This window comes from Acinetobacter sp. TY2 (assembly GCF_046269225.1).
GTDB lineage: Bacteria > Pseudomonadota > Gammaproteobacteria > Pseudomonadales > Moraxellaceae > Acinetobacter.
Genome location: NZ_JBJZOR010000032.1, coordinates 1 through 19,853 on the forward strand (window position 1 = coordinate 1; position 19,853 = coordinate 19,853).

Here is a 19,853-nt window from a genome sequence, read left to right on the forward strand (position 1 = left end):
ACGGAGAGACTCGAACTCTCACACCTTGCGGCGCTGGAACCTAAATCCAGTGCGTCTACCAATTTCGCCACGTCCCCAATGGCTGTGTATATTATAGAGATCACCCCTACATGACAAGCCCTTTTTATTAAAAAAACCATCGTTTGGCTAAATATAAAACAAACTTAAGATATCTTGCTTTTTCTTTATACAATATCGCTTAATATCTGTTTTATTTGATAAATATTTGTACATCTTTGCTGTTTATGTTTTGCCAGCATGGCATTTAAAATTATTGTTAAATGTAAAAATCGGGGGGGCAGATGTACTTTTAAGGACTGACAATGCAAATACGCCCAATCTAAATAGCTTTTTTCACTCAATTTTTGTTGCGTCAACCACTGCAACCAAATTATTCCGAGTGCATAAATGTCCGTTTGCACTGTTTTTGCTTCACCATGAAACAATTCAGGTGCCATATAGCGTGGAGTTGCTGATATTTGCGGGAATTTTGTCTCTAAGGTGTGTGCTTGTTCAAAGTCTATGAGATAGCACTGTGACTGATCCACTCGAAAATGTTCAATCTTGAGATCGCCATGAATCCAACCAACGCCATGTAGTGCATTCAAAATGTCTAAACTTTGTAAAAGTATTTGAATAACTTGATCAGTACTCAATTGTTCAGGCTCTTGGTCGAAAAGTGCCGCCGCATGTTGAACTTTGAGTCCTTGCTCAAGCCAAATATTTTGAGTGCCTTGACACGGCACTTGCACATTCAAAGTGGGTTCTGTTGAATTTTGAATTTTGATCGGTTTAAAAATCTGAAAAGGTAATAAAAAGCTGACTTGTAATATGGTCAGCTTTTGATAAGTATCAAGTTCATTAAGAAAAGATTGCTCACTTAATGTATTAATCCCTTTGATCTGCCCTTTCAACCACCAGCTCTTCCCATGTTGATCAATTTTAAATACACGGCGACCTAAAGCCTGACTTTGCATGCTATTACAAGCTGTGAGTGATGTGAGATCAATTTGAGTGCTTGGCAAATCAACAGATGCTAATTTACCAATAATACTATGTGTATTTATTTTAGGCTGGGACATGTAAATTTGTAGACATACTACTCTGTGCCTGAGGTGATTTTAAAACTTCTAAGCAATGTTGAATAGTTTTACCAATACGTGCATGTGTTTCAATACTCGATATTTTTGGCCACGTTGCGCGTTCACCTTCTCGTTGCAACATATTGAATAACTTTGGCTTTGGATTTTGCAACATATAACCATAATGACGTAAACCATAATTACCGACAATATTAACATCGCCATAATAACGCTGATCGACAATCCCATAGCCATGATCAAGTAAACGGCGAATGGATGGAATGCGCCCCATACGTGAACGGGTAAAGTCCATCGCACCCATTGCAACAATTTTGCCTTGCTGACGTAAAATACGCTCAGGCCAACTAAGTAGATCTTGGCGAAAACGCTGTTCATCATTTTGCATAAACGGCACAATATGTGGATTAACCTGACTTGCAATAGTGTAATTCAGGTTATATAAGCGTGACATACGCTCTTGTGGAAAGTCACTCCGTACACTGCCATCTACCCAACGAGTACTCGCCAAATATGGCGTATGTACCCCATCATAACGCTTACTGGTCAAACGCACAGGCGGAAATAAGACAGGTACAGCACATGAAGCTAAAACCGCACTCCACACCAACAAATCAGGTGATGTATATTTATTCATAATACGTGCATCTTCTTGTGCAACATTATACGGTGCAACGGTCACGTTAATGTCTAACCCTGATTTTTCAAAAGCTTCAGCAAATGTCACATCACCCAAATTTTCTACCAAGAATTTTTTCAAATAACGTACATCGGCAAAACCTCCATTGCCTTTAATTAACTCTTGCAGACTCCGAAAATGAAATGCATCACTGTAAAAATGTTCACCCGTCAACAAATGTGGAATGTCATTAGGATCTGCCACACCAAGCATTGCCGTCATAATTGCACCAGCACTTGATCCCGACAATACTTTTGGCATTAAGTCTTGTTCTCGCAGTGCTTTCACTACACCGCTATGAAAAAGTCCCAATGTCGCACCACCTGAAAACATCAGCGCTGGCTGTCCATAGGCTTTCTCACAATTTTCAAAAAAGTCCTGTTTTTCTTTTAAGGTTAGTGTTTCACACTTTACAGAAGCGATATAAGCAAGCGCTTGACTGACTTCCTCAATATAATGCTCAATGATTTTTTTCGTACCAATATATGTTTGGGTAAATAACAATGGATGCCCAATATTGGCAACATCATGGCTAAAGCCTTCACGTAAAATGTACATCAAATCGGCTGTACGTTTTTGAAAACGATAACGACGTAATAAATTCAAACGATGCGAGATAATCTCTGCATCAAAATAAGGCGAACTATTGTCAAATTTCCATTCCTGAGCACCAGACTCTTCATCTAAGCGAAGGGCGATACTTTTCCATTCTTCATAGTTTTCTGCACGATCTAACTGTCTTTGTAGTTTTTTAATGCGATATGCCTGATGAGGATTGAGATCGTGGATGGATTGTAAAATCATATTCGCCTTTACCCTTTCTGTTTGTTCTAAAGGATTGCTCTTTTCTTAGTTGTAATATGTTGAATCTACTTTCGATAAGCAAGTATAGAATTGCAATATTCGATCAATATCATACACGAATCAAGCATTTTAGAATTTTAACCGAACTTTGCAGAAAATTTCACCTTGGAGTGCTATATTTCAACTACCAATCAAATGTAGTCAGAAAAATGCCAACCCTTGATTTACCTGAAAATATCATCAAAACATTAGCCACTGTTTTAGAGCAGTTGCATCAAGTATTACCCGCACCAAAACAAGAAACCGATTTTTCTGCTTTCGCATTTCATTGGCAAGATAAGCAACTTAAAGCCATTCAAAATCCTAAAGCTATGCGACTTGATGACTTAAAAGGCATTGAACGCCAAAAAGCAAAAGTTTTACAAAATACTGAACAATTTCTCAAAGGCTTTCCTGCCAATGATATTTTACTTACAGGCTCGCGTGGTACAGGCAAATCTTCTATTGTTCGCTCATTACTCCCATCTTATCAAGATCAAGGCTTACGTTTAATTGAAATTGAACGTGATGATTTAAAAGATTTACCTGAAATTCAGAAACTAATACAGAACCGTCCTGAAAAATTTATTGTGTATTGCGACGACCTTGCTTTTAATGCTGAAGATGAAAACTATCGCAGCTTAAAAAGTGTTTTAGATGGCTCGCTACAGTCAGGTTCGAATAATTTTATTATTTATGCCACAAGTAACCGCCGTCATTTATTACCTGAATTTATGCATGAAAATACTCCTGTGACCAAAGTAGACGTACCTCAATACAAAGAGTTACACCCACAAGAAGCCATTGAAGAAAAAATTTCTTTGTCGGATCGTTTTGGTTTGTGGTTGTCTTTTTATCCAATGGATCAAAACTTATATTTGGAAATTGTTGAACATTATTTAACAAAAGCCAATATGAATTATGATGATAACGTTCGAGCCGAAGCTTTAAGATGGAGTCAAGCACGTGGTCAGCGCTCAGGTCGTGCCGCTTATCAATTTTCTAAACACTGGATTGGTTCAACCCAACTCGCTTCCGCTTAAGGAAAGTATAAAAACTGCACCGATTTTGGTCATTCATTTATAAATGCGATATGCCTTAAATTGATGAGTGACCTATCAAACTTATGTTAACTAACATTGCTTAAAAAGTATAATCCTCAGATATAGCACAGATAAACAACGCTTATGATTAGTATTTAGCTTTTGCCACAGCAAAATACGATAAAATACCTGAAATTTTGCATATCGTACTCTTTTATAATCACGTCTATTTTATAATCATGTCTATATAGTTACGTATATTTTTGATTATTTACCTGTTTAAGGACTCCCCAATGACCGATCTCGCACTCAATGTACTTCCCATTCAAACGGATACCAAGCCATTTTCACGCAGTTTTGACTTTTCTCTCGACTTTGAAAAAATAAACTTTAGAAAGCGTCCCAATTTATATCGTATTGGTCGTGGTGAAGAAGGCGTATTATTGGTTGAACCGTACAAATCTGAAATTCTACCCTTTTGGGCATTTGAAAATGAAGCCCAAGCTGCCGAAAGCAGTGACAAAATTTTTGCTTTATTCTTAGAGTATTTGGAAAATAACGATTTTGTCGGTGCAGACATGGCTCGTAAATTTTTACTTATGGGCTATACTCGCGCACGTCGTTATGCAAACCACAAAAAAGGTTCAATTAAAACGGGTCGCAAACACAAAGGTGCAACACCCAAAATTAAAGTCGTGGTTGCCCAAGAAAATCAAACTGAAAAGCCACAACGTAGCCCTGAAGAATTAGCTAAAGTTGCTGTAGCAAAAATATTTAAAGAAAAGAGTGACCAAGCAAAATCCAATGAAAAATATATTGAATTAAAAGAAAAATTTAATGAAATGATTCGTGCAAATTAATGCTTTGAGTTTCAAATCAAGCGCAATATTTTCTTAAAATATTGCGCTTTTACTTTAAATAACAACGTATTCATAACAAATAATAAGCGAAATCTACAGCACCTCTTCGTATCAAAACTCAAGATTAATTATGGTTTTAAATCTAAGCCATCAATAATATAAAGCGTATTCGCATCAATTACGTTTTTATCTAAATCTAAATACTTTTGCTCAAGTACACCATTGGTTTCTGAAAAACCATAATCATCGTCATTGATCACAGCCAAATGCTGTTCATCAATCACCCATAAACCTTCAAATTTGTCATGTGCATATCCTATTTTTTCAATCAAATCGACCACTAAAGTCTTTGTAACAGGTAAAATATTAAATTGTGCCAAACCCTGCCAACCCGCATTTAATACATATTGTTCCAAGGTTTTTTCTTCAATCAGCAATCCTAATTGTTCATCTTGTTGCATTTGTAAACTGTGCTGAATGCATTCTAAATTAGTCGCTTCTTTCACATCAATTTTATACACACGTTTAAACGCATTTGGATTATCTTTATAAAAATCATCATCACGTTCAGCCACTAAAAATTGATGATCATTTAAAGCCACGATTGCCGTATTCGAGTTACCTTTAATTTCTTGCTTATATAAATATTGAGAAATTTCTTTATTTTCAAGATTAATCATCACAATACGAACCAAATCAGATTTCGTAACTGATACATCAGGATTACTCATGGTCGATTGCATGATACCGACCAACGTCTTTTGATCAGGTGTAATGGTTAAACCTTCCATCCCTCTATTTTGTCTACGATTTGCAAATTCTATAGGCAATAAATTACCTGAAATACGGCGACTATCTTTTGGGTAGGCATTGATCCGATCAATTTCAACCCCATCTGCATTGAAATGTACAATGTGCGGGCCATACTCATCACTGACCCAAAATGTACCATCGTTTAAAGCCACCAAACCTTCTGCATCTAGCCCATATTCATCTGTGCCTTGTTCTAAAACTTTTCCATGTTGATCATAGGCAATTTCTTTGGTTGCACCAAAGTGCTGATTTGGCAGACCTGTAATTGGTTTTCCGTATGGATTTTTCAGTAAAATTTCTTTTAGTTTTTGAATAGAACCATCTTCCTGTAATTTAAACAGCCCGATCTTTGGTGTGTAATTGGGTACTAAAAATATTTTACCTTTATCACCATTTACATCATAAGTCGTATTTGGCCCACGATCTGTGAGTGCATAAAATTGTTCTTTTTCAATTGGATGAGGTGATATTTCCGAACCAAAACCACCACAATGAATTTCAATAAAATTCCCTTGCTTAGCACCATCAGGAATATTATGAATATTCAAAATATCATAAGGTAGACGTACGCCTTGTTTAAATTTTTGGTATAAGTGAATCGAATTATTATTTAACATTTTCACTCCTAAGATCGATGCATCATGACTTTACTGAAGCATTCTTCAATTTTGATATAACTTATCTTTTACCATACTTATTGATTGTAAATATTAAGATTTACTACATCTTATAAATTTGAAAACGAATAGACTGTTTCAATCATAAAAAATACATTCTTCATACAATTTCAAATCTTAAATTTACCAAATAAAGTAAAGATTTTTTTAAAATGACATTACTAATTTTTAATAATGATTGAATTGAGAAAAATAATGGATACCGTATTCGAACAAGCTATAGCACCTTTTTTTTGGGTCGCTCATGAAAAAAGGTTTTCAGCTTGTTTATCTAATTTGGATTATCAATCGCATATTTTTGCCACACGGGCAGATGAAGGCTTTGAAGGTAGTGGTTACGATTGGGGTTCTTTAGCATTGGCTTTTTTAGAAATTCAGTTACCTGAACTTAAGAATATTGTTAAATTTGATCCCGAAGGAAGTATGTTTGTTGCTTATTCAACTGATGAAAATGCTTTAAAAAAATTCATTACTGAATTTAAAAAATCTTGTGAAAATTCAGAAGTGATTTTGAAAATTTTTGCCCATGCTGAACTAGATTAATTCTTCATTTTTCAATAGAAAAAGAGGCTTTCGCCTCTTTCCTCATTTTTAAACTCTAAATAAATTTATTCGGGTTTGGTCAATTCCGTCATTGGCCAACGTGGTGTTGTAGTGACAGATAATCCTTCACTTTGACCCGATTTTAAACGCTGATAACCTGCGAATGCGATCATTGCACCATTGTCTGTACATAAAGCAGGTTCTGCATAATAAACAGTGGCTTTAATTTTGACTAAATCGGCTTCTAAACGCTCACGCAAACGCTTATTTGCACTGACTCCACCAGCAATGACCAATCGTTTTAAGCCTGTTTGTTTCAATGCTTTTACAGATTTTTTTACCAAAGTATCAACCAATGCTTCTTGGAAAGATGCTGCAATATCTGCATCTCTTTGCTCTTCACCCAACTTTTTAAGCTGAACAGAAACTGCTGTTTTTAAACCGCTGAATGAGAAATCTAAACCTTGATGCAACATCGGACGTGGAAATGCAAAGGCTTCTTTATCACCTTGCTCTGCCAATTTTGAAATATTCGGTCCACCGGGATAAGGAAGTTTCAACATTTTTGCGACTTTATCAAAAGCCTCACCCGCAGCGTCATCAATCGACTCACCGAGAATTTCATATTCACCAATACCATGTGCAGCCATCAATTGCGTATGCCCACCTGATACAAGTAAAGCGACAAACGGAAATTCAGGTGGTGTTTCAGATAAAAGTGGCGCAAGCATATGCCCTTCCATATGATGCACACCAATTGCAGGTTTATTAAGCGAAAATGCCAAGCTACGCCCAAACAGTGCACCTGTCATTAGGGCTCCCATTAAGCCTGGGCCACGCGTATAAGCAATCGCATCAATCTCAGATTTTTTTACATCACTTTCCTCAAGCAATTGATTCATTAGAGGAATAAGCTTACGCACATGGTCACGTGATGCAAGCTCAGGCACTACACCACCATATTCTGCATGCAGTTTAATTTGACTATATAGCACCTGTCCTCGTAGACCGACTTCGCTATCATAAAGTGCAAGCCCTGTTTCATCACATGAGGTTTCTAAGCCAAGAACGATCATTAAACTGCCTTTTACCCGTTTCAAAATATTGCTAAAGCCATTATAGACTTGTGATATGAGATGTAAATGAGTAAAATACTGACCTTCACTTGTGATCTCGGGTAATTCGACCCTAGATCTTATCCATAACTTAATGAGGATTCTTCATGCCACAAGTTAAATTGAAAGAAGGCGAGCCAGTTGACGTAGCAATTCGTCGTTTCAAACGTTCATGCGAAAAAGCAGGTGTTCTTGCTGATGTTCGTAAACGTGAATTCTACGAAAAACCAACTCAAGAACGTAAACGTAAAAAAGCTGCTGCTGTTAAACGCTACCAAAAGAAATTGGCGCGTGAATCAGTACGTACGACTCGCCTTTACTAAGATTAATTTGTGATTGATTGACTACCTGGACTAGATAAATGACGACTTTAAAAAACCAAATTACTGAAGTTTTGAAAGCAACAATGCGTGCTAAAGAAATGGATAAATTAACGGTTATACGTGGTCTACAGGCAGCAATCAAGCAAATCGAAGTCGATGAGCGCATTGAACTTGACGATAATCAAGTTCTTGCGGTCATTGAAAAGCAAATCAAACAACGTAAAGAATCGGTGAAAGCCTTTTTAGGCGCTAACCGTGAAGATTTAGCTAGTAAAGAACAAGCCGAACTTGAGATTTTATCTCAATTTCTACCTGAAGCTATGTCAGAGGAAGAGCTTGATTCTCTCATTGCGCAAACAATTGATGCGCAAGGTGCAACTAGCATGAAAGATATGGGTAAGGTGATGAATTCTCTACGTCCGATCATAGCCGGACGTGCCGATCCTGCACAAGTTTCAGCAAAAATTAAAGCAAAACTTGGCTAATTCCCCACGTCGTAAAATCTGATTTGTGTTTGATTTGGACTATTTAATTTTTGTTTTTTGTGTTTTTAAAGCGCAATATAGATATTAAATAGCCAATCAATCTCTACATTCAATTTCATCCAATCAAAAATTAAGTAATAATAAAATTTAAAACCTAACGATTACATTTATTTTTATCCAATAATTTCCCATTCAAACCTCCTCCTACCATGACAAAAATGTCCAGCTACATTGATCAGCCCTTAATACATCTTCTTGAAAACAATTTTAAAACAAAGCAATTTCTATTTTATTAATTCAAATTGCATTGAATATTATATTTTTTCAAAATTTGCATTTCAGGTGAAACCATAACTTTATCAATGATTGTTTGCTTTGTGACTGACTGTGATGATAATGGCAAATATTTCCGATGCTGATCGGTCGTTTTATACATATCATCTACATACTGCTTCAAAATAGTACAAAACTGCGCCTGCTGTGCTTGATTAAACTGACTAATTTTAGGGTCAAGACTACGCAGAAAAAACTTCATATCCGCATTGTAACGTGTAGAAATTCTCTCAATATCACGAACATACTGATCGGGAATATTTTCAGCAAATGAGACCGTACTTATCATCATTAAACTTGAAATTAAACAAATTATCCCAACACGAGCAATCATTTTTTCCATAAGAATCAAATACATTTTTATAAATTTAAGCCACTAAGCTTAGCGTTTTAATATATGAATAGAAAGTCATTTTTCTTAAAACTGCTTTTTATTCAGACCAATATATATCATCAAATTTAAATTTTCAACTTGCGCTCATCTTGCATGGCTTTTAGGCGTATATCAATTTTAGCTTTGGCAGACATATTATCTTTCGCCAAACGCTGTGCATGCAACAATGATTTAATCGCATTTTCCTCGTCACCCGACCAATATTGTACTTCTGCCCGATTACGCAATACATTTACTGTTCGTAATGGATTTGCTTGATCCAAATTAGCAGCTTGTTGTAATAATTGCCAACCCATTATATCTCGTGGATTTTTATTAATAAAACGATTAACTAAAGTTTCGGCTTCAGCGGATTTTTTCTCTCGAATCAACACTTCAGCCAGTTTAAAACTTAATGCTCTATTTTCTGGCATAATGCGCTGTTTAGGCAAAATCACCTGATATGCTGCATCGGCATTATTTTGCCCTAAATAAATATCTGTTTGAATGAGTGTAATCAAACTGTGATCAGGATTTATTTTACGGGCTAGATCAAGCTGTTGCTGTGCTGCCGAAAAATCACCTTGATTCAAGTAAAATGCGCTCAATGCAATAATGCCTGCATAACTGTTATTTCTTGCCAAAGCCTGCAATTCACGCTCATTGCTCTGCCCTGCAACCACTGCTGTGTACCATTTCACAATATCAAAATCTTGATCATTCCGACGATATGGCACACGAGGAAATTGTTGCGCTCGTAAGCGTGACTCACTCATACGCTCCGTGGTTAATGGATGTGTAAGCCAAAAATCAGGTAAAAAACTTAAACGACTCGTTGATCGATGCATAGTTTCAAAAAAATCTGCCATACTATTTGGGTTATAGCCTGCACCATACATAAACTGCATACCTATACGATCAGCTTCACGCTCCTGATTTCGGCTATAACTCAATTGTCGATCTAGCAAAGCGGCCTGAGTTCCCATCATCAATGCACCACCAATATCACCATCTGCCTGCGATGCAACCACAGCGCCCACTAAAATCCCTGCAAGCGCTAGTAATCCCTGCCCCTTAAAGGCTTCTTGTGAGCGACTATAATGACGCTGCGTAACATGGGCAATTTCATGCCCCATCACCCCTGCAATCTCATCCATATTTGCAGATGAAGTCACCATACCTGCATTTAAGGCAAACAAACCACCAGGTACAGCAAAAGCATTAATTTGAGGATCCCGAACCACAACTAAGCCAATCGGTTGACCCAACTGGGTTTGATTTAGAATGCGACTAAACACATTCATAAACTGATCTTCAAGCCATGGATTTTGAATAATTGGCAGTTGTTGTTGTACCTGTCGATACACTTTTTCACCAATCGCACGTTCTTTTTGCTGATCAATAAAACCAACGCCACTACCCAAATCGGGGACTTCAAACTGTGGACCAATCGCAGCATGAAAATCATCCGCCACAGTGGGTGTGGTCGCCATGACTAAACATAAGCTAAGCAAAGTCTTTTTCAAAATGCAGATCCATGGAGAGATTTAAAGCAATATAACATTGAAATTTGAAGTAATTTGCAATGAAGTGTTATGAAGTTATTAACAACATTATGCTAAATTCCAGATTATCATCATATTTAACACACACTAAAATCCAGTATTGACAATATAACGTGGCGTTCTATCTTCCAATGCATCAACTAAATTTTGATATGCCAACTCCACCATACGCTTACGTGTTGCTGCTGTAGCAGAACCCACATGCGGTAAAGTTACTACACGCTCCAATGAGAAAACTGCAGATTCCTGTAATGGTTCTTTTTGATAAACATCAAGACCTGCTGCAAAAATTTGATGACTTTTAATCGCTTCAATCAAAGCAATTTCATCCACCACAGAACCACGAGCAATATTGACAAAAACAGCATGAGGTTGCATTTGAGCAAACTGCTCAGTACTCATTAAAGCTTTCGAATCTGCATTTAAATCAACAGCGACTACCACAAAATCTGATGTCTGTAACAATGTATTTAAATCACAATATTGCGCCATAAGTGGCTCTGCAATTTCAGGACGTTCTCGGCGGTTATGATAGAGAATGTTCATATTGAAGCCATAACGTGCTCGTCTTGCTACCGCTGCACCAATATTACCTAAACCAATAATTCCGAGCGTTTTACCGTAAATTTCTTGCCCAAACTGCTCCGTACCGACTGTACGTTGCCAATGTCCTTGTTTCGTCCAACGATCAAGTGAACCTACTTGTCGTGCAGCACTCATCAGGAGTGTAAATGCCAAATCAGCAGTCGTTTCAGTCAGCACATGCGGTGTATTTGTGAGCCAAATATTATGTTGATTTAAATAATTGAGGTCATAATTATCATAACCCACACTTACCGATGAAATAATTTTCAGTTTTTGCGCTGAAGCTAAATTCTTCTCATTCAATACACGCCCTGCACCAATCATGGCATCAGCATCTTGAACTTCTTTTAAAATTTGGTCATTTACATCGCCAAGTTTAGGATTAATCACCACAACTTGATACTTTTCATGTAAGCGTTGCAAAATATCTTGATCTAATTGACTAAATACCACGACTTTTTGCATACATACTCCTTTGTATTTTTAATCACAACCAATAAAATAATTCAGTCATTTTATTTAGAGTTTAAGTTAACTCAAATCTCTTATTTAAACAAAAGCATCTGCTTAAATTTTAATTGAACATGATTATTCTTTTATCAAATTAATTTATGATTTTTAACCTAAAAAGAGTATGCCGATTAAAATTATTTTTATGATTTTCAACCATCTTTATTTCAACTGATTTTACTGTCTTTTATACTGTTACCTTTGTTCGCATTGCCTGCCACAAATTTCGCTTCAACATCGGTTGTTCAATCATTTGCTGTAAACTTGCAAGTACCGTACATTGACCCATATTTAAATGTGGAATCTCCCCCATACAAATCAACTGTTTTTCCACACCATATACATCTATAAAGCCTTGTAAATACTGCACTACACCACGTCCATCTTGAATATTAATTAGAGGAAATGGCCAATGTAACGTTGCTTCTCGCCCTTGCATTGATGCTTGAATATTGCGCCACAACTGACGTTGCTCATCGTTTAAATCCGTCGCATCGAGCAATAAAACACAGTGTTCAAGTGCACAGAGTTGCACATCAAAAGCATCAATCTGCAAAGTTGGCGCTAAAGGCTCAATCGACTGAGAAACAGCAACAGTTTTGACTTGAAGTTGACTCGAGTGAATATCTGTCTTTTCAGTATTTCGTTGAATAGTGACAGGTTCGGACTGAATCGGTGGTTGAGTGGGGGGAATTTTTTGTGGAATTGAAAATTCAAGATTTGTGACAACGGTTTGCTCAGAAGTTGCCATATCACGATAATTTTGTGGAATATAGCTTTCAACACGCACGTCAACCTGAGGAATCCAAACATCAATCCCCAAAGTTGCTAAAATACTGCGCTGATGTTCGGCTCTATTCACAAAACGATCACTAAAAAATTATTCTATGTAGTTTAACGGTTTTACAGTAAATTACCTATGCTTTACATTGTTGTTTTCTACTACCGTTGCAAATCTAGGCAATTGGTCTCAGTACTTAATGTTACTTATTTTTTATAAACATTAGTCAAAAATCCTACCATTAATGAAATCTTTAAAAAATCATCACACTATTTTTTTTCTGCATCTGATCAATCATTTCACTTGTTTCAAAACCTAAACGCCAATAGAGCAGCTCCAAAACATCTAATTCATCTTGGGTAATAATACGGTCATTCCACAAACAAACTTCCGCTACACCCAAAATAATTAAACGCTCACGTAGCAACAAACCTGCAATATCATTGACAATTTCACCTAAATCAATTGGTTCATCAGAAATTTCTTCAAACAATTCAAGTTCATCTTCGGTTAAAACTCGCTCCAAAATTTGATAACGTACATCTAACTGATTTGCACTGTTAATTTGCTGTACATGCAATAAAGCATCAATCAAGCGCACAATTTGAGGTTTTACATTTTCAAGTGATGATGGTGTATGAATAGGTAATAGGTTGAGCTCAGCTTTCACTTTTTCAATCAATAAAGCATCCAATAAACCAATTTCACCATCTTCTTGAATAATTTTAGCGAGTTTGGTTATAAATTGACGTGCGCTCGTTGCAGGCATATTGCCCAAATTAGCACATGCATCATGAAAAATTTGAATATGCACACGACCATCAAGATGCAATAAAGCATCAACAATAGCTCGACTAACTTCTGCCTCAGAGGGTATAAATTCACGATATTGGCGAATCATCAAAATCGCAACCATTACCTCGCGTGAACCTGTTGCCGTTTGCATTGCACGTTTTAACAAATCAGGGCGTGCCATATTACGTCGCACGTCACTATTGAGGGGCTTAATCGCATCATTTAGCGCAAAGCTAATTGGTGAAAGCCTCAATAATGGCAAGGGTTGCGGAGAAATCCATGGGTTATAGACTTCCGATATCTCTTCCTCTAAGGGGCGTAACAAACTAAATAAAGGCTGATTTTTTAATTTATTGAGATTTTCAAGTTGCAAATTTTGTAGTAATGACGGATTTAACTCATAAATTCGATCTGCAATAGAGGGATGAATATTCAACCAACTTTGTGGACTCAATGAGTTAGCAAAGCACATATGCGCTATCGCCTCCGAGTACTCACTGTGAATTTGTGAGCCCGCATGATGCACATAAATCCTGAGTAAAGTTTGAATATTGGCATCATTTAAAATCAAACGGCGTGTTTTATAATCATTATAAAATGTACGCCCACCGAGCGTAAAATATTTAATCAAACGGCTAATTAAAACCCCCATACTGCCTATCAACCAAATCACACCACCAACCGCTACAAATGAAGTTTCAAATTTATGTCGCTGTGTATTGGTATAATGATTAAACCCTTGTTTAGAAATTTTACTGCCAAATTGACTAAAAGAAATCAAACCACTGTACATGATTTTTAAACGTGTATTTTCTTGCGCCTCACCTGATAAAATCTGATGAAATTCATGACCCAATAAACCGTACAACTCTTGTTCATCTAGGTTTTGTAATGCACCCCAAGTCAAAATAATGACCGTATCCTTCGGATGAAAACCTGCAGTTAATGCATTTACTCCAACTTCATCAGGCAGCACATACAGTGTAGGCTCATCAATTTCAAAAGTCTGCGCTAATCGAGTCGCAAGTTTTAAAGCCACACCCTCTTCTGGTGTACTTTCGAGCATGCTTAAACGACGTGCCTTCAACTGCTTCGCAAGAGAATGTCCACCTGCACGAAATACATAAAACTCGTATGCAATTGAGCCACCAATCACCATAATCAATAGCACGACTAAGTGCGGACTAAGCACATGCCAAAAAATCGACTGTGATGAATCGGTATAATATACAAGTAAACCTAATACTGTATTTAAAATAAAAATCGTCAACAATGCAGCAATCAAGCAAATACTTGCTGACCAAAGAATATTTTTGTTTTTAGTCAGATAATGACTCACATCTTTCAATGTAAAACCCTCATTACATTGCACCTAACGGACTTTTTACACTGAGCAGACTTCTTCATTTTAACCTTTACAGCGGGACAAAATTAAAAAGTTTAAATCTCAAACAATATAAATGAAAAAAGCGGGAAATTCCCGCTTTTTCAAAGAGTTTTTATTTTAGAAATTAAAGCATTTCTTTAATACCACTCAAGTCAACCGATGCTGCATCAATATTCACATCGATATAACCATCTTTATCTTTTTTTGCTAAATCGCTACGGCTTTGCTCAAGTGTATCCAGATATTGCTCATCAATATCACCTGTAACATACACACCATCAAAAACTGAACAATCAAACTCAGTCACTGCAGGAACTTTGCTTGTACGCACAGCATCTTTTAAATCATCCAAATCTTGGAAAATTAAACGATCTGCACCAATAATGTCACGAATTTGCTCAACACTACGATGTGATGCGATCAATTCAGCTTTTGCAGGCATATCAATACCATACACATTTGGATATTTCACCATCGGTGCAGCTGAAGCAAAGAATACATTTTTTGCACCCGAATCACGCGCCATTTGAATGATTTCATTACACGTTGTACCACGTACAATTGAGTCATCAACCAACAGTACATTTTTGCCTTTAAACTCAAGCTCAACAGGGTTTAACTTTTGGCGTACTGATTTTTCACGTTGTTGTTGACCAGGCATAATGAAAGTACGACCGATATAACGGTTTTTCATGAAGCCTTCACGAAATTTCACACCGAGCATATTAGCAAGTTCAAGCGCAGAGGTACGACTGGTATCTGGAATTGGAATCACTACATCAATATCATGCTCTGTACCCCACTCTTGAAGAATTTTCTTCGCAAGCTTCTCACCCATTTTTAAACGTGCTTTGTAAACCGAGATGCCATCAATGGTTGCGTCTGGACGTGCAAAGTAAACATATTCAAAAATACATGGACGATAGCGTGGTGCTTCAGCACATTGTTGTGCAAACAATTCACCTTTAGCATTAATGAAAATAGCTTCACCCGGCTCAATATCACGCTCAACTTTAAAACCTAGCGAGGTAATCGCAACCGATTCAGATGCAATGATATATTCCATTTCACCTTGTTCAGTTAAACGCGAACCGTAGATGAGTGGACGGATACCATTTGGATCACGGAAACCAACAATACCGTGACCGGTAATCATCGTTACCACGCCATAAGCACCTTTACAACGCTCATGCACACGTTTCACCGTATAAAAAATATCATCAGGTGTTGGTGCAAGCGTTGCACGTTTTTGCAGTTCGTGTGCAAAAACATTCAGTAAGACTTCTGAATCTGAATCAGTATTCATATGACGTAAGTCAGTTTTGAATAAATCATCATGAATATCAGATGCATTGGTCAAGTTGCCATTATGTGCAAGCGTAATACCATACGGTGAATTCACATAAAAAGGCTGCGCTTCTGCACTGCTCGATGAACCTGCGGTCGGATAACGCACATGTCCAATACCATAGTTACCCAATAATGCACGCATGTGACGTGTATGAAATACATCACGCACCATACCGTTGTCTTTTCTTAAGAAAAGACGACCATTATGGCAAGTCACGATCCCAGCTGCATCTTGTCCACGATGTTGTAACATCGTCAACGCATCAAATAACATTTGGTTAACAGGTGATTTACCAGCTATACCAACGACTCCACACATAACTACCTCACAGACCAGCTAGGACTAATAAAACGGATTTTTGGTTGAGTGTTCTGCCTTTCCTTCCTTCGTAGAGGCTGGCATATCAGAATCACTAACAGAATGTTCTTTTTGAGAATCTTCTGGACTTATATGTTGCAATGCTTCATTTGCTACATCTTTGGATAACTCAGATGCAAATGGTGCAAATGGCAATAGCGTCTGAATAAGTTTCGACTGTTTCCATGTAGGTGAACTACTCACCCATGGTCCCAATCCTTGCATAGTTATGAGGACGACAAACAAACCTTTCAAGGTTCCAAGCCCAGCCCCTGCTAAACGGTTAAGAGGCCCAAGTTTGAGTGTCTTTAAAATTCGATTGAGCAAAGCGGTGATAATCCACGTCAATACAATGATTAACATGACAATAAATGCAAAAGCTGCAATCTTCTGTACCACTGGATCCTGACTCAGGGAGGACATGGCTGGTGCAATTAACGTGGCATATTTTGCGCCCATAATCAATGCAACAACCCAACCAATCAAGTTCGCAAAGGCTTTTACAAATCCTAGTCGCAAACCGTTGAACCCTCCAATCAATAATATAATCAGAATGATAATATCAGGGGTGTTCATAATTAGGTCATTGCGTTCACACAGTCAGCAATTAAGTCTGGACCTGTGTAAATCATACCACTATAAATTTGAACCAACGATGCACCTGCATTTTGTTTTGCAACCGCATGTTCACCCGCCAAAATACCACCTACACCAATCAGTGGAATTTCATTTTTTAGAATTTTAGCAAACGCTTCTAAGCATAGTGTACTTTTTTCAAATACAGGAGCACCCGATAAACCACCCGCTTCATCACCAAAAGGCAGACCTTCCACACCTTCACGTGACAAGGTTGTATTGGTTACAATCAGACCATCAAGTTTAAATTGCAATAATTGTGCAGCAATAAACTCAATATCGTTTGGCTCTAAGTCAGGGGCAACTTTTAAAACCAACGGCACATAATGCTGTTGTTCTTCAGCTAGCTCTAATTGACGTTTTTTTAAAGTTTCAAGCAATTCAGTTAACGCATGACCACTTTGTAAAGAACGCAAATTTTTCGTATTTGGAGAAGAAATATTAACAGTGATATAAGAGGCGTAGTTATAGACTTTTTCAAGACAAATTAAATAATCTGAAACAGCATCTTCTACAGGCGTTGCAGCATTTTTACCAATATTGATACCAAGCACGCCTTTAAATTTGGCTGCTTTAACATTTTCAACAAGTTGATCAACACCATCATTATTAAAACCCATACGGTTAATAATGGCTTTAGCTTGAGGTACTCGGAATAAACGAGGTTTTGAATTACCTTCCTGCGGTTTCGGTGTAATGGTTCCAATTTCAATAAAACCAAAGCCTAACGCAGCAAGCGCATCAATATAAGCACCATTTTTATCCAAGCCCGCAGCAAGACCGACAGGATTTGGAAATTGAATACCCATACAGGTTACAGGCTTGGCAGCCACCTGATTGCGGATTGCACCCATTTTATGGGCAGATTTAAGCAATGACAGTGTGAGTTCATGTGCACGCTCTGGTGCTAAAGAAAACAACAAAGGGCGAGCAAGTGAATACATCATAGCTAGAAAAGTCTACTGCTTTTTAAGTTGCCGTATTATAGGCACACAATGCTAAAAAGGCTATGCCCGATAGGCGTTTATTTTCAATGCTTACTGTATAGTCGCTGTTAATTTAATCTGCCCATCTGCCTTAGAAAGCTGCATTTTTTCAATACTCAAACCCGCTTGTGCAAGTTGAGTCAGTAGATTAGCCAAAATGGCATAATTTTCATGCTGAGCACTGAGTTGTATTTGCTCACCCATTTGCTGAGAGGTGATTGCAATGCCTTGCTGTTGTGCAATTTGTTGGATTTTTTCCGCAGACGTCATCACCAAATCATCAGAGGGCTGAATCGTAACAACATTACTTTGCATCCACACAATACTTTCTTTGATTTCATTCAAGCGTTTTTGCTGATTTTCTGCCGCTTTATGCGTATAAAATAGCGCAGAACCGACACCAGCAACCAAAACAAATAGCGTGGTAAAAACTACCATTACGCGCTCACGAGGTGACATCCGCTCAAGGTTCTCAGTCAATCGCTCAAACAGAACATCTAATTTATTTTGCACAAGCTCTAATGCTTTCATTATTGTATTTTCACCAATCCGATCACTGTTGTACCCTGAGTTTGTACGTTACCTAATTCCGCTTTAAAACCTTGTTGATTTAACTGCTGAACTAAAGTCTGCAAACTATCTGAAGACTTTGCGACTAAATCCATATTTAACATCGATGCTTCATAATTGACTTGATTGGCAATAATCTGATGTTGCATCAAAATTGGACCTACACGACTCAACAATTGTAAAGCTTGAGTATCTCCTGTTTGGCTCTTATTTAGACGACTTTGAAAATTACTTCGAACATTCTGCTCAGTTGTGCGCTCTGTACGCCCAAACCAAGATTGATACTGCTCAACTGCAAGCATAGCGGTTTGATCCGCTATTTTTTTCAGTTTCATCCAACGCAATGTATCGTAGCTCAATTGCACCACAATCAAAGCAACCACAAGTACTGCACAAGCCTTCCAATAGCCCGTAACACCACTACTTTCTGTTTTTGCTTTCGGTAATACATTGTAAGGATGCTGCTTTGGCTTTTTAATCTCAGTTAATTCATAAACAAAGCTTTCTCTTTGATCTGATGGCGCAATGGCAAATAAGCTTTCCACTTGTGCATCACTCAAACCACTGTACATATACTGCCGATCTTTCGGTGCATAATCTAAATACAAAGCTAAATCATCAATCGAATTTCCTAAAAATTCATTTTCACGCACCAATAAATGCCCATTGATATTGGCAAGTACAATTTGGTTTTTTTCAGGAATGGGTAACATGAGAAAATCAGGCAACAAAGCTACAACTTTAACTGGTAACAATGTCAATGCGTGTTGCATTGTGATCACTGCATTATTAGCAATACCTAAAATTGAAACTTGATCAGGTTGCTCAAAATGCGAAAAAACTTTCATCTGCTCCACAGGAATAATTACATATTCTTCGAGCAAATATTTAATTCCTTCGGAAGCCAATTGTTTATATTGTGCTTTGCTTAATTGTTGCTGAACAATTTGTACTTCACGACTTGGGAAATACACCACAGCATCATCAGTTTTCTCAAGTTTAATGTCTTGAATTAATTGCTCAAGGCTTTCTGCCTTTTGCCAATGACCACCATTCGACCATTGCCATTCCCCGTTAGATTCAGGCATCCATATATGCAACATCTATTTATTCTGCCCTGTCATTCATTATATTTAAATCTGT

The 19,853-nt window shown here is 37.4% G+C and carries 19 protein-coding genes; 5 read left to right on the forward strand and 14 right to left on the reverse strand.

Annotated elements, in window-relative coordinates; genetic code table 11:
• Positions 1 to 185: 185 nt before the first annotated feature.
• Both ACK1JC_RS15225 and ACK1JC_RS15230 read right to left on the reverse strand, forming a co-directional pair.
• Positions 186 to 1,082, reverse strand: coding sequence for a protein kinase domain-containing protein (locus ACK1JC_RS15225; RefSeq protein WP_409512720.1), 897 nt, complete (start codon positions 1,080 to 1,082; stop codon positions 186 to 188).
• Complete coding sequence (locus ACK1JC_RS15230) at positions 1,069 to 2,583, reverse strand: DUF3336 domain-containing protein (RefSeq protein ID WP_409512721.1); 1,515 nt, start codon at positions 2,581 to 2,583, stop codon at positions 1,069 to 1,071. The genes ACK1JC_RS15225 and ACK1JC_RS15230 overlap by 14 nt, the downstream gene beginning before the upstream one ends.
• 209 nt (positions 2,584 to 2,792) lie before the next feature.
• Between ACK1JC_RS15230 and ACK1JC_RS15235 the strand changes: the two genes are divergently transcribed.
• A complete protein-coding gene (locus tag ACK1JC_RS15235; protein ID WP_409512722.1) occupies positions 2,793 to 3,665 on the forward strand; it encodes an ATP-binding protein in 873 nt (290 codons plus the stop codon).
• A 293-nt stretch (positions 3,666 to 3,958) separates the two neighbouring features.
• Complete coding sequence (locus ACK1JC_RS15240) at positions 3,959 to 4,525, forward strand: DUF4385 domain-containing protein (RefSeq protein WP_409512723.1); 567 nt, start codon at positions 3,959 to 3,961, stop codon at positions 4,523 to 4,525.
• Positions 4,526 to 4,653: 128 nt separating this feature from the next.
• On the opposite strand, the gene ACK1JC_RS15245 is transcribed toward ACK1JC_RS15240, so the two are convergent.
• Complete coding sequence (locus ACK1JC_RS15245; protein WP_409512724.1) at positions 4,654 to 5,955, reverse strand: esterase-like activity of phytase family protein; 1,302 nt, start codon at positions 5,953 to 5,955, stop codon at positions 4,654 to 4,656.
• A gap of 234 nt (positions 5,956 to 6,189) precedes the next feature.
• Here ACK1JC_RS15245 and ACK1JC_RS15250 point away from each other — a divergent pair, with 234 nt between their 5' ends.
• Positions 6,190 to 6,558, forward strand: a complete 369-nt coding sequence (locus ACK1JC_RS15250) for an Imm51 family immunity protein (RefSeq protein WP_409512725.1) — start codon at positions 6,190 to 6,192, stop codon at positions 6,556 to 6,558.
• A gap of 65 nt (positions 6,559 to 6,623) precedes the next feature.
• Here the strand turns inward: ACK1JC_RS15250 and tsaD are convergent, their stop codons facing one another.
• Positions 6,624 to 7,634, reverse strand: coding sequence for a tRNA (adenosine(37)-N6)-threonylcarbamoyltransferase complex transferase subunit TsaD (gene tsaD, locus ACK1JC_RS15255; RefSeq protein WP_409512726.1), 1,011 nt, complete (start codon positions 7,632 to 7,634; stop codon positions 6,624 to 6,626).
• 146 nt (positions 7,635 to 7,780) lie between these two features.
• Between tsaD and rpsU the strand changes: the two genes are divergently transcribed.
• Positions 7,781 to 7,996: a 30S ribosomal protein S21 gene (gene rpsU / locus ACK1JC_RS15260; RefSeq protein ID WP_001136722.1), complete on the forward strand. Its 216-nt coding sequence runs from the start codon at positions 7,781 to 7,783 to the stop codon at positions 7,994 to 7,996.
• Between the two features lie 38 nt (positions 7,997 to 8,034).
• Positions 8,035 to 8,481 (forward strand): GatB/YqeY domain-containing protein, encoded by a 447-nt coding sequence (locus tag ACK1JC_RS15265; protein WP_409512727.1) that lies wholly within the window; start codon positions 8,035 to 8,037, stop codon positions 8,479 to 8,481.
• 292 nt (positions 8,482 to 8,773) lie between these two features.
• On the opposite strand, the gene ACK1JC_RS15270 is transcribed toward ACK1JC_RS15265, so the two are convergent.
• The 10 genes from ACK1JC_RS15270 to gspL form a co-directional block, all read right to left on the reverse strand.
• On the reverse strand, positions 8,774 to 9,106 hold the full coding sequence (locus ACK1JC_RS15270; protein ID WP_409512754.1) for a hypothetical protein: 333 nt from the start codon (positions 9,104 to 9,106) through the stop codon (positions 8,774 to 8,776).
• A gap of 167 nt (positions 9,107 to 9,273) precedes the next feature.
• Positions 9,274 to 10,713, reverse strand: a complete 1,440-nt coding sequence (locus ACK1JC_RS15275) for a M48 family metalloprotease (protein WP_409512728.1) — start codon at positions 10,711 to 10,713, stop codon at positions 9,274 to 9,276.
• A 126-nt stretch (positions 10,714 to 10,839) separates the two neighbouring features.
• Positions 10,840 to 11,802: a 2-hydroxyacid dehydrogenase gene (locus ACK1JC_RS15280; protein WP_409512729.1), complete on the reverse strand. Its 963-nt coding sequence runs from the start codon at positions 11,800 to 11,802 to the stop codon at positions 10,840 to 10,842.
• Between the two features lie 232 nt (positions 11,803 to 12,034).
• Positions 12,035 to 12,709, reverse strand: a complete 675-nt coding sequence (locus tag ACK1JC_RS15285) for a hypothetical protein (protein WP_409512730.1) — start codon at positions 12,707 to 12,709, stop codon at positions 12,035 to 12,037.
• A 172-nt stretch (positions 12,710 to 12,881) separates the two neighbouring features.
• Entirely contained in the window at positions 12,882 to 14,771 is a 1,890-nt protein-coding gene (locus tag ACK1JC_RS15290; protein ID WP_409512731.1) for a M48 family metalloprotease, read from the reverse strand.
• Between the two features lie 163 nt (positions 14,772 to 14,934).
• Entirely contained in the window at positions 14,935 to 16,479 is a 1,545-nt protein-coding gene (gene purF, locus ACK1JC_RS15295) for an amidophosphoribosyltransferase (protein ID WP_409512732.1), read from the reverse strand.
• A gap of 24 nt (positions 16,480 to 16,503) precedes the next feature.
• The gene (locus ACK1JC_RS15300) at positions 16,504 to 17,094 is read right to left on the reverse strand and encodes a CvpA family protein (protein WP_409512733.1); all 591 of its coding nucleotides are present in this window, start codon (positions 17,092 to 17,094) and stop codon (positions 16,504 to 16,506) included.
• Between the two features lie 2 nt (positions 17,095 to 17,096).
• Positions 17,097 to 18,101, reverse strand: a complete 1,005-nt coding sequence (locus ACK1JC_RS15305) for a quinone-dependent dihydroorotate dehydrogenase (RefSeq protein ID WP_409512734.1) — start codon at positions 18,099 to 18,101, stop codon at positions 17,097 to 17,099.
• 90 nt (positions 18,102 to 18,191) lie between these two features.
• Complete coding sequence (gene gspM, locus ACK1JC_RS15310) at positions 18,192 to 18,671, reverse strand: type II secretion system protein GspM (protein ID WP_409512735.1); 480 nt, start codon at positions 18,669 to 18,671, stop codon at positions 18,192 to 18,194.
• The gene (gene gspL / locus ACK1JC_RS15315; RefSeq protein WP_409512736.1) at positions 18,671 to 19,813 is read right to left on the reverse strand and encodes a type II secretion system protein GspL; all 1,143 of its coding nucleotides are present in this window, start codon (positions 19,811 to 19,813) and stop codon (positions 18,671 to 18,673) included. Before gspL ends, gspM begins: the two co-directional genes overlap by 1 nt.
• Positions 19,814 to 19,853: the final 40 nt, after the last annotated feature.